The organism is Streptomyces tailanensis, assembly GCF_008386495.1.
Taxonomy (GTDB): Bacteria; Actinomycetota; Actinomycetes; order Streptomycetales; family Streptomycetaceae; genus Streptomyces; species Streptomyces tailanensis.
This window is the reverse complement of record NZ_VTHJ01000002.1, coordinates 40,089-49,515: the sequence shown is the minus strand read 5'-3', so window position 1 is coordinate 49,515 and position 9,427 is coordinate 40,089. Positions and strand designations below refer to the sequence as shown.

Below are 9,427 nucleotides of genomic sequence, written 5' to 3'. Positions count from 1 at the left end.
GCCGCACCGGTGGCTCCGGGACGTGAGGGAACCCGCCCCCGCATCCCCGGACCACGGACACGATCCGTACGCGCCGGATGCGGAGCGAACGCGGTCGACCAGAACGCCCAACACCGTACGGGGCGTTCGGCTGAGCATGGGTCCTGGGAACAGGACTCACCCCCGCTCAGTCTTTAGGAACGGTACGGGAGTGGGCGCTGGCGCGGCCGCACGAGTACGCGCTGATCTACGGTTCGCCGGTGCCCGGCTACACCGCGCCCCGGACGACGGTGCAGGCCGCGTCCCGCGTCGGACTGTTGCTTATACGGATCGTGCGCGACGCCTACCAGGCCAAGGGCGTGGCCCAGTGGAAGGTGCCGGCCGAACTCCGGCCGGAGGCACGGCGGATTGCCGAGGACCTCGCCCCGGATCTGCCGCCGGAAGTGGCCGTGGTGCTGGTCGCGGCGTGGGCGCAGCTGTTCGGGCTGGTCAACTTCGAGGTGTTCGGGCAGTTCAACCGGGTGGTCGAGGACCGGGAGACGTTCTTCCGACACGCGGCCGCCCAACTCGCCCACCACGTCGGTCTGGTGTTCCCTCAGCCGGGTGCGTCGTCTTCCTGAACGAGCGGGGCCTCGGGACGGCCCAGACGGGTGGGGAGGGCGTACTTCACCGGGAGTACGTGTGATCACCACGCTCGGGTGACGCCCTGGCCGGCGCTCGGCGTCTAGCGTGGCCGTCATGGAAGAGCAGGGCGCGGGCGCGTCGACCCCGGCACCGGGAGGACCGCCGTGGCGACGGGGGCCGGGTGGGCATCCCGGCTGGTCGGGAGGGCCTCCGGGGTGGCGGGGCGGTGCCCCGTGGTGGATGTGGGCGGACGAGGACGCGGGGCACTGGTGGCCCTGGCGGTCCACGCTGGTGCTCACCGTCTTCGTGATGGTGGGCTCGAATGCCGCTGCCGAGTTCCAGGAGGGCGAGCGGGCCTCTCTTGGTCTGTTCGCGCGCGTACTGCTGTTCCTCGGTTCGGGGCTGTTGCTGTGGCGGCAGCGGTACCCGATCTTCGTCGCCTTCGGGACGGCTGCCGCTGCCATGGTCTATCTGGGGGCCGGGTATCCCTACGGTCCGGTGTTCTTCACGGTCGCCCTGGGCTGCTTCAGCGCGATCGTCTCCGGGCACCGCAAGGCCGCCTGGGCGGCGGTCGGGATGCTCTGGGCGGGACATGTGCTGGTGGCGCACTGGCTGTACCGGTGGCTGCCGCCGTCCGGGGACGGCGCGGCCGACTGGGGGCAGGAAGTGCCTGTCGCCGCCTGGATCGTGGCGATCGTCGCGGTCTCCGAACTGGTCCGGGTACGGCGCGAGCAGTGGGCCCGCGAGCGTGCCGAGCGCGCCGAGGCCGCCCGGCGGCGCGCCGACGAGGAGCGGCTGCGGATCGCCCGCGAACTGCACGACGTCCTCGCCCACAGCATCTCGGTGATCAACGTCCAGGCGGGCGTCGGCCTGGCCCTCCTCGACTCCGACCCGGAACAGGCGCGCTCCGCGCTCACCACCATCAAGGCGGCGAGCAAGGAGGCCCTGGGAGAGGTCCGGCAGGTGCTCGACACGCTCCGCACTTCCGGTGACGCGCCGCGCGGCCCGGCACCGGGGCTCGCCCGGCTGCCCGAGCTCGTCGAGCAGGCCGCGGCCGCCGGTCTCACCGTCGAGGTCGAGGGGGAGGCGCCCGCGCTGTCGCCGGGCACCGATCTCGCCGCCTTCCGCATCGTCCAGGAGGCCCTCACCAACGTCGTACGGCACTCGGGGTCGCGGCACGCGCGCGTGCGCCTCGAACACGGCGGTGGCGAGCTGTGGCTGCGGATCGACGACGACGGGCCCGCGACCGGCGCCGACGCGGGCGGCAGCGGCAGCGGACTCGTCGGAATGCGGGAGCGGGCCGCCGCGTTGGGTGGCACGATCGAGGCGGGGCCGCGCGACGACGGGGGGTACCGGGTGCTCGCCGTACTGCCGGTGCGGGCGCCCCGCGAGGTCAAGGAGGACCGGTGATCCGCGTACTGCTCGCCGACGACCAGTCACTGGTGAGGGCAGGGTTCAAGGCGCTGCTCGACGCCCAGGCCGACATCGAGGTGGCCGGAGAGGCCGCGGACGGCGAGGAGGCGCTGCGCAAGGTGCGCGAACTGCGCCCCGACGTCGTCCTGATGGACATCCGTATGCCGGTCCTGGACGGCCTCGCGGCGACCCGGCGCATCACCGACGAGCAGGGCCTCGACGACGTCAAGGTCGTCATGCTGACCACCTTCGAGCTCGACGAGTACGTTTTCGAGGCGATCCGCTCCGGGGCGTCGGGCTTTCTGGTCAAGGACACCGAGCCGGAGGAACTCGTGCGCGCGGTGCGGGCGGTGGTCGACGGCGACGCGCTGCTGTCGCCCGGGGTCACGCGCCGGTTGATCTCCGAGTTCGCGGCCCGTTCCAAGGAACCCGCTGCCGCCGCCTCGCTCGCCGAACTCACCGAGCGGGAACGGGAGGTGATGGCGCTCGTCGGGATCGGCCTGACGAACGACGAGATCGCCCGTCGCCTCGTCGTCAGCCCGCTGACCGCGAAGACCCACGTGAGCCGCACGATGATCAAGCTCGGCGCCCGGGATCGCGCCCAACTCGTGGTCCTGGCCTACGAGTCGGGGTTGGTACGACCGGGCTGGCTGGGCTGAGCCGGGGCCCTTCGGCCCGGTCGCGTGGCGCGCCGGAAGCGGGCCAGTACTGTCGCCACGACCGCGACGAACACCACCACCGTCACGGCGAGCGAGAGGGGGCCGATGAGACTCCACCGGCCACGCAGGGAGCCGAAGAGATGGGGCATCAGTTCCGTCACACCGAAATAGGCCGCGCCCGCCAGCACCGTCCCCGCGAAGAGCGCGAAACCGATCTCCGTGGTCATCGCGTCCCGCTCGGCCTGCGTACGTCTCCCCATGCGTCGAGTGTGGGGGCGTCGGGCCTGCCGGACATGGAAATTCGCGTACGGGCCCGCTCGGTCTAGATGCCGGAGTTCTCGCGCCACAGCGCGGCGAGCGACGGGTCGCCCGTGACGGTCGGGAACGGGAGCCGGTTCCAGAGGGAGAGGTACAGCTGTGGGGCCGGGCCCGAGATCTCGCAGTCCGCGTCTGCGGACGCGTCCACCACGTCTGAGGTCGCGGCTCGTTCGGTCACCGGGGGTTCCGATGACAGTCGTACCGTCCAGACGGTGTTCGCGTCGGTCGCCCGCACCCTCAAAACGCACGGCTTCTCAGTGCGTACCCGGCTCTTGGGGCGGGCGTGGAAGGCGAGCAGCAGTTCGTCGATGCCGTCGACCGCGAAGTCCGCGGCGGGCGCGCCGGGCCCGCCGCCGCGAGCGGACTCGGCGTCGGCGCGGTGCACGGCCGTCTCGTGGGCCTGACGCCGCGCCCAGAAGGCCAACGGGGAGGGCGCGGGCAGGAAGCTCCAGCAGTCGATGTCGGCCGGTGCGCCGCGCAGGGTGTCGACGAGGTGCCGGTGGCCCTCCTCGAACCAGGCGAGGAGCGGGGCACCGTCCAGATCCGGCTCGCCCGCCTCGGGGCGCGGCGAGGTGTGGCCCTCGGCGACGAACGCCGTGGCCCACCGGTGCACCGTCCCCGTGTGCCGCAACAGGTCCCGCACCCGCCAGCCCGGGCAGGTCGGCAGCTCGGCGTCGGTACCGGCCTCCCGGGCGGCCGCGGCCAGCAGTTTTCCCTCTTCGTCCAGTGCCTGAATGTGCTCGACTATCTCCATGGGGCGAGTGTGCCGGATGGAGTGGACTCGAGGCGGCCCATTTTGTGCCAGGGCGGGCAGCCTTTCGGGGGCGTCAGGGGGCCGACTGCATCCGGCCGTTGCGGTGTGTCTCCGTGTCCGGTCCGTCGTGTGACAGCCAGTCGGCGACGCTGCGGGCGATCGGCTGGCCGGTGTCCATCTCCACGAACCCGAACTGGCCCGACTGGTTGCACTCCAGGAACCACCAGATCCCGTCGGCGTCCTCCACGAAGTCGAAGGCCCCGTAGGCAAGTTCGGCGTCCCGCAGATAGACGCGTACGGCCGAGGCGGTACGCGCCGGGACGTCGACCGGCTGCCAGGGCGAGCCGGAGGTGGCGTAGCGGACGTCCACCTCGTCGGGGTCCGCGTCCGGGGGCAGGGCTTTGCGGGCGGCCAGCATGCGGTCGCCGACGACCGTGAGGCGGATGTCGGCGACCTTGGCGATCCGGCGTTGCAGCAGCGTCGGACCGAAGGCGACGGCGGTGAAGTCCATGCCAGGGGTGATACGACTGGTCGGGATCGTGCTGGGCAATTGCTGGGGGTGTGCGCCGGCGATCGGGTGCGTACCGGAGACCGGCTTCACCACCAGGTCGGGGAAGCGCTCGGCGAAGTCGCGGGCCGCCTGCGGGAACGTGGTGATCAGCGTCGCCGGCACGGGGAGCCCGCTGCGCTGGGCGTGCCGGATCTGCCAGGGCTTGTGGCGGGCCCGCCGGGCCGCGTCGGGGTCGTTCATCCAGCGGGCGCCCGTGCCGCGCAGCATCCCGTACAGGGCCTGTGAGGACTCCTCCGTCAGCCAGGGGGACGGCTCGGCGACCCGGGTGGCCGGCACTCCCGGCCTGCGCAGCCAGATGGAGCGCAGGCCGTTCAGGCTCACCGAACGGCCGCCGGTGGTCAGCTGCCCCCGAAAGGCGCCGTTCACGTACTCACCGGAGAGTGCGACCCCGCCGGGCAGGTCGGCGGGGTCGAGCCGGACCACCGGTACGCCGGTCGTGTGGAGCTGGGCCACGACCAGGTCCGCCGTCACATCCTGTTCACACGTCAGGATCAGCACCGTCATCGTTGCCGGTCCGTGTTCAGTCGTCGAAATGGGTCTTCGAGCCCGCCGTGGACGTCGTCGCTCCCAACTCCCGCATCAGAGCCTGGTCATGGGCGGCGATTCGCCCGTCGGGGAGCACGTTCAACTGCAGCCCGGAGTCGTAGGTGTACGGAGCGCTGAACTCCAACTGCTCAGTCGTACGAGCGTAGTTGAGCACGAACAGTCGCATCGTTTCTCCTTGTTCGGGACCATCCGCAAAACGGATGGTGACGCTCCGGCCGCAGTCTGTTCGGCCGGGTCGCTGTGCCTCCAGGGAGTTATACGAATCGAACGACTGAATGGTTGCCTCACGTTGTCCGAGGACTGTCGCTTTGTACCGCGAGGTGCGAGAGGGCAACCGTGCGTGGTTATGGGAAACCGTATGTGGAGATTTGGTCGCCGCGTGCCGGCCTGCTGGATGACGCCGAGGCGGAATTCCACGAGACGTACACCTCCGGTCCCCCTCCGCTCGGACCGGGCGCACCGGCGAGCGACCGGCTGGCGGCGTTCGGCTGTGCCCTGATCGAGCGCATCACCGACGAGGGGGACCTGGGTGCCGCGCTGGCACGCCAGGTTCCCCTCGACCGGCGCCATGCCTCGGGCCTCGGCCGCGCCTTCCACCACCACGTCGCATCCCTCCTGCGGGAAGCGGGAGTGAAGGGCGATCACGACATGCTTGCCCACTCCATGCTCGCCTTGGCGAACTTCGAGACCGTGGACTACCTGCGCAACGAGTTTCAGGTCAGCACCGCACGCCTCCAGACCACCTGGGTGAACCTGGTACGGCGGGTGACCGCGGTCGACGAAACGGCGCCCCGGGGCCCCGGACTACGGCCGGAACAGCGCTCATGATCGGGTGACGGCACCCGGCGGGAAGACGCGCACGGCACTCCTCCCGCCCATGGCCTCCGCCTCCTGGGCGTCACGGGCACCGCGGTGAACGACGACGTTGCCCAGATCACAGGACAGCTGTGTGACGAGGGCGGCGACACGATGCTGCCAGTCGGCCGGTGTGGTTGCCGGAGGGACGACGATCAACTCCAGTACGTCCGCCGGATGTGCTGCGGCTCCGTCGATGACGGCTCCGTTCAGCGCGAGGTAGTCCGGTGCCGGGTGGAGGAGGGCTTGCGCCTGCTCGCGGACCGTGTCGATGACGCGGCCCCGCAGGTCTGTCAGCTGACGCAGGGCGGACCAGACGATATGGCCCGCGACGAGACGTACGGCTTCTCCCTTGCGCCTCGGCGCGACGAGCCCGAGCAGGCCAAGACGGAAGAGCGCCGCTTCCAGCTGACCGGGCGTCACCGCGGCGTCCTTGGACAGCTCGTTGAGCGTCAACGGCCTGGCGGCGTCGGCGGTGTGGTGATCGACGAGGGCGGTGAGGAGCCGGCCCGAGGTTCCGGGGAACAGGGCGGACAGCGGAGTACGGAAGTTCATGGCGTGTCCTGACCGTCCCGAGTCGGCGAGTCCCTGAGGAACTCGCTGCCGGCGATCCGGTTCAGCACGGCTCTGGACAAGCGAAACAACCCCGCCTCATTCCTTGAGAACATCGAGCAGCCCGGTCCTGCCCCACAGGGCCAGGCCCAGAACGACAACGAATACGGCAGTGATGTGCACGGCCCCAGGAAGATCTCGGACCGACAACCCGCGCAGCGCCGATCGGTCTCCGCGGGCCCACGCCCGTGATGCCTCGGCAACGGCGAAATCGGCGTACACCTCTGTCCAGCCGCCCGCATTGTTACTGGCCAGCGCGTCTCGAACCGCGACGGCGTCGTGGTCCGTATAGCCCCGCACAACGTCCAGCGCGCGGTCGCGGGTGGTCTTTAACGCTGCGTCGCTCATGCGGCTCAGACTATTGCCGCCCGGACGAGCGGTAATCGGTCTCATGGCTCAACGAGCCTCGGAAAATAGCACTAAGACCAATGACCAAGTGTCGGTGAGGTGGGTGGTGTGGGCGGTGTGCCGTCGGGTACTCGGCGGCCGTGAGTAACCCGTACGCCGGTGGTTTCCGGTGTTGTGAGGAAGAAGAAGCGGATGCAGTTCCGTGACCGCGTTCAGGCGGGGCGGGAATTGGCGGAACGGCTTCGGATCCTGCAGGAGAAGGGGACCCTTCCGGATCCCCTGGTCCTCGCCCTGCCCCGTGGCGGGATCCCTGTCGCCCGGGAGGTCGCGCGCGGGCTCGAGGCCCCGCTGGATGTGCTGGTCGTGCGCAAGATCGGGGCGCCGTTCCAGAAGGAGTTCGGCGTTGGCGCGATCGCGGGCGACGAGCCGCCCCTCTTCAACGAGGACGCCCTGGACCGGCTGGGGCTGAGCCATGCCGAACTCGCGGAGGTTGTGGAGCGGGAGCGCAAGGAACTCCACCGCCGCGAACAGCGCTACCGGCAGGGCCGGCCCGCCCCGGAGTTGCGCGGCCACACCGTGATCCTCGTCGACGACGGACTGGCGACCGGCGCGACGGCGCGCGCCGCGGTGCGTTCCGTACGACGACACGCACCCGAGCGCGTCGTCGTGGCGGTACCCGTCGCCTCACCGGAAGCGGTCGACCTGATGCGGCACGAAGCCGACGAGGTGGTGTGCCTCGCCGCGCCCAGAGGGTTCATGGCCGTCGGAGAGTGGTACGAGGACTTCGCCCAGCTGACGGACGACGACGTACTCGAAGCGCTCCGCGAGGACGATCGGTGACGTTCAGCTGTCATCTGCCCGTCCGGTCTGCGCCCGGCCCCGGCAACCGCAGCGAGTACGTGCGGCCCTCGACACCCCACTCACCCACCGGAGGCTTCAGGCCGGCGTCGATCGCTCGGAGGGCGGGTCGGCCGATGTGGGCGTGGATCAGTCGGCGTACGTCGTGCCGTACGGCCTGTTCGGCGACGGCCTGCACGGTCGCGTGGCCGCCCACGCCGCCCCGGAACCGTATGGGCCGCCCCCAGGCCGCGGCATCGGCGAACATCAGGTCGGCCCGCGCGGCCCAGGTCGGAAACTCCCAGAGCTCCGGCGCCCACACCACGAGGAGGCCGTCAGCCTCGATGCGGTAGCCGTACGTGGGGTGGGAGGTGTGGGCCACCGGGAGGCAGCGCACCCGCACCTCGGCGGCCTCGCCGAGGTCCAGATCGCCGGCCCGGATCGAGACGTCCCGCAGGGCCGCGCTCCGGCGCAGTGCGGACCTCAGCTCCGAGCGCTCGTCGGTGACCAGCCAGGCCGCGAGCGACCCGGGTGGTGGTTCCGCGCCGGGGCCGCCGTCGAAGGCCGCGCGCTGTCGCCCGTAGCGCAGCAGCAGACCCGCCGGTGCGAACCGCGGCGAGTTCATCGCGCCCACGCCGAGCAGCGTGAGCCGTAGCCACCGGTGGCGGTTCACGGACCGTTTCCCCCTGCGGGCGGTGCCGCGGTGAGCGTGCCGTCGGGCTCCAGGACGATGCGCACTCCCTCGCTGATGCGGTCAAGGGTGGTGCGCAGCCAGGCGCGGTCCTCGTCGGGCGCCGGTTCCAGCCGCATGCGCCGAGCCTGCACGGGGATCATGCGCAGGCCGGTCAGTCGGCCTGTGGCTGCCGGACGGTCCGTGTCCACCGGCCGACCCGGGGCCGTCGCCACGGTGACGACGTAGGCGATACGGAGGTCGTCGCGGTACTTCTCGTAGCCGCCGATGCCCTCGTAGTCGTCGACGAAGTCGCCGCAGCCGTGGAGGATCAGCCGGTCGCGGTAGAGCTCGATGCGGCGGGGGTGGTGGGAGGAGTGGCCGTGGACGACGTCGACGCCGCCGTCCACCAGGGCGTGAGCGAAGCGGATCTGGGCCTGGGGTATGTGATAGCCCCAGTTGTCCCCCCAGTGCACGGAGACGACCGCGATGTCGCCCGCCCGTTTCACCCGGCGTACGCGGCGGACGACCGCGGCGGCGGAGTCGGCCGACAGGTCGGGAACGTAGGCGACGCCGGGCAGGCCGGCGCTCGCCGCCCAGCCGGGTGGGATGCCGCTGGTCCGCATCCCGAAGGCCAGGACGAGTACGCGACCGCCGGACCGGAGGGGGACCGCCGCGGGCGCCCACGCCTCGTCGGCGTTCCGCCCCGCGCCCGCCGTACGCAGGCCCGCGCCGGCCAGCGAGCCCAGCGTCTCCTCCAGGCCCGCGCGGCCGAAGTCCAGCACGTGGTTGTTGGCCAGGACGCACACGTCGGGCCGGGCCACGGTCAGCGCGGGCAGGTTGGCCGGGTGCATGCGGTAGTGGACCGCCTTGCCCGGCGCGAACGCGTCGGCGCGGGTCACAGCCGTCTCCAGATTCACGATCCGGACGTCCGGGGCGGCCTCCTCCAGCGACCGCAGCGCCTCGCCCCATGGCCAGGACGGATCGACCGGAGCCGGAACGGGACCGTTGACGGACTCCGCCAGGCGTACGTACGTCCGGGCGTCCCGGACGTAGTCCTCCCGCAGCGCCGGATCACCGGGGTGCGCCAGGATCTGATCGACGCCGCGCCCGAGCATCACATCACCACAGACGAACAGCGTCACCACGCCGTCGCTCATACCTCCAGATTAGGGACGGTTTCTTCGATAGGGGGCGCCCTGCGCGGGTACTGCGGACGGTGGGTACATGGGAGGCCGACG

At 71.2% G+C, this 9,427-nt stretch carries 12 protein-coding genes and 2 pseudogenes; 6 read left to right on the top strand and 8 right to left on the bottom strand.

Annotation, left to right across the window (positions count from 1 at the left end; translation table 11 throughout):
- The 4 genes and pseudogenes from F3T56_RS47355 to F3T56_RS02095 form a co-directional block, all read left to right on the top strand.
- Window positions 1-177, top strand: a pseudogene (locus tag F3T56_RS47355) (IS200/IS605 family accessory protein TnpB-related protein); the annotation flags it as partial.
- A 5-nt stretch (window positions 178-182) separates the two neighbouring features.
- Window positions 183-599, top strand: a pseudogene (locus F3T56_RS02105) (TetR-like C-terminal domain-containing protein); the annotation flags it as partial.
- A gap of 244 nt (window positions 600-843) precedes the next feature.
- On the top strand, window positions 844-2,013 hold the full coding sequence (locus F3T56_RS02100; RefSeq protein ID WP_149823181.1) for a sensor histidine kinase: 1,170 nt from the start codon (window positions 844-846) through the stop codon (window positions 2,011-2,013).
- Window positions 2,010-2,675, top strand: coding sequence for a response regulator transcription factor (locus tag F3T56_RS02095; protein WP_149822924.1), 666 nt, complete (start codon window positions 2,010-2,012; stop codon window positions 2,673-2,675). Before F3T56_RS02100 ends, F3T56_RS02095 begins: the two co-directional genes overlap by 4 nt.
- On the opposite strand, the gene F3T56_RS02090 is transcribed toward F3T56_RS02095, so the two are convergent.
- The 4 genes from F3T56_RS02090 to tgmA all read right to left on the bottom strand — a co-directional run bounded on the left by F3T56_RS02090 (window position 2,636) and on the right by tgmA (window position 5,030).
- The gene (locus F3T56_RS02090) at window positions 2,636-2,935 is read right to left on the bottom strand and encodes a DUF6332 family protein (protein WP_149822923.1); all 300 of its coding nucleotides are present in this window, start codon (window positions 2,933-2,935) and stop codon (window positions 2,636-2,638) included. The genes F3T56_RS02095 and F3T56_RS02090 overlap by 40 nt on opposite strands.
- 62 nt (window positions 2,936-2,997) lie before the next feature.
- Window positions 2,998-3,747 carry a maleylpyruvate isomerase family mycothiol-dependent enzyme gene (locus F3T56_RS02085; RefSeq protein ID WP_149822922.1) on the bottom strand — a complete coding sequence of 250 codons (750 nt, stop codon included), beginning with the start codon at window positions 3,745-3,747 and terminating at the stop codon, window positions 2,998-3,000.
- A gap of 73 nt (window positions 3,748-3,820) precedes the next feature.
- The gene (gene tgmB / locus F3T56_RS02080) at window positions 3,821-4,822 is read right to left on the bottom strand and encodes an ATP-grasp ribosomal peptide maturase (RefSeq protein WP_149822921.1); all 1,002 of its coding nucleotides are present in this window, start codon (window positions 4,820-4,822) and stop codon (window positions 3,821-3,823) included.
- Between the two features lie 16 nt (window positions 4,823-4,838).
- A complete protein-coding gene (gene tgmA / locus F3T56_RS02075; protein ID WP_149822920.1) occupies window positions 4,839-5,030 on the bottom strand; it encodes a putative ATP-grasp-modified RiPP in 192 nt (63 codons plus the stop codon).
- 194 nt (window positions 5,031-5,224) lie between these two features.
- Between tgmA and F3T56_RS02070 the strand changes: the two genes are divergently transcribed.
- Window positions 5,225-5,692, top strand: coding sequence for a hypothetical protein (locus F3T56_RS02070; RefSeq protein WP_216372914.1), 468 nt, complete (start codon window positions 5,225-5,227; stop codon window positions 5,690-5,692).
- On the opposite strand, the gene F3T56_RS02065 is transcribed toward F3T56_RS02070, so the two are convergent.
- Window positions 5,687-6,274, bottom strand: a complete 588-nt coding sequence (locus F3T56_RS02065) for a hypothetical protein (protein WP_149822919.1) — start codon at window positions 6,272-6,274, stop codon at window positions 5,687-5,689. The two genes, F3T56_RS02070 and F3T56_RS02065, sit on opposite strands and share 6 nt — an antisense overlap.
- Before the next feature lie 96 nt (window positions 6,275-6,370).
- Window positions 6,371-6,679, bottom strand: a complete 309-nt coding sequence (locus F3T56_RS02060) for a hypothetical protein (RefSeq protein ID WP_149822918.1) — start codon at window positions 6,677-6,679, stop codon at window positions 6,371-6,373.
- A gap of 192 nt (window positions 6,680-6,871) precedes the next feature.
- Between F3T56_RS02060 and F3T56_RS02055 the strand changes: the two genes are divergently transcribed.
- A complete protein-coding gene (locus tag F3T56_RS02055) occupies window positions 6,872-7,519 on the top strand; it encodes a phosphoribosyltransferase (RefSeq protein ID WP_149822917.1) in 648 nt (215 codons plus the stop codon).
- Window positions 7,520-7,529: 10 nt separating this feature from the next.
- Here the strand turns inward: F3T56_RS02055 and F3T56_RS02050 are convergent, their stop codons facing one another.
- Together F3T56_RS02050 and F3T56_RS02045 are read right to left on the bottom strand one after the other, a co-directional pair.
- Window positions 7,530-8,189: an MBL fold metallo-hydrolase gene (locus tag F3T56_RS02050; protein WP_246203331.1), complete on the bottom strand. Its 660-nt coding sequence runs from the start codon at window positions 8,187-8,189 to the stop codon at window positions 7,530-7,532.
- Window positions 8,186-9,346, bottom strand: a complete 1,161-nt coding sequence (locus tag F3T56_RS02045; protein WP_149822916.1) for a CapA family protein — start codon at window positions 9,344-9,346, stop codon at window positions 8,186-8,188. Before F3T56_RS02045 ends, F3T56_RS02050 begins: the two co-directional genes overlap by 4 nt.
- Window positions 9,347-9,427: the final 81 nt, after the last annotated feature.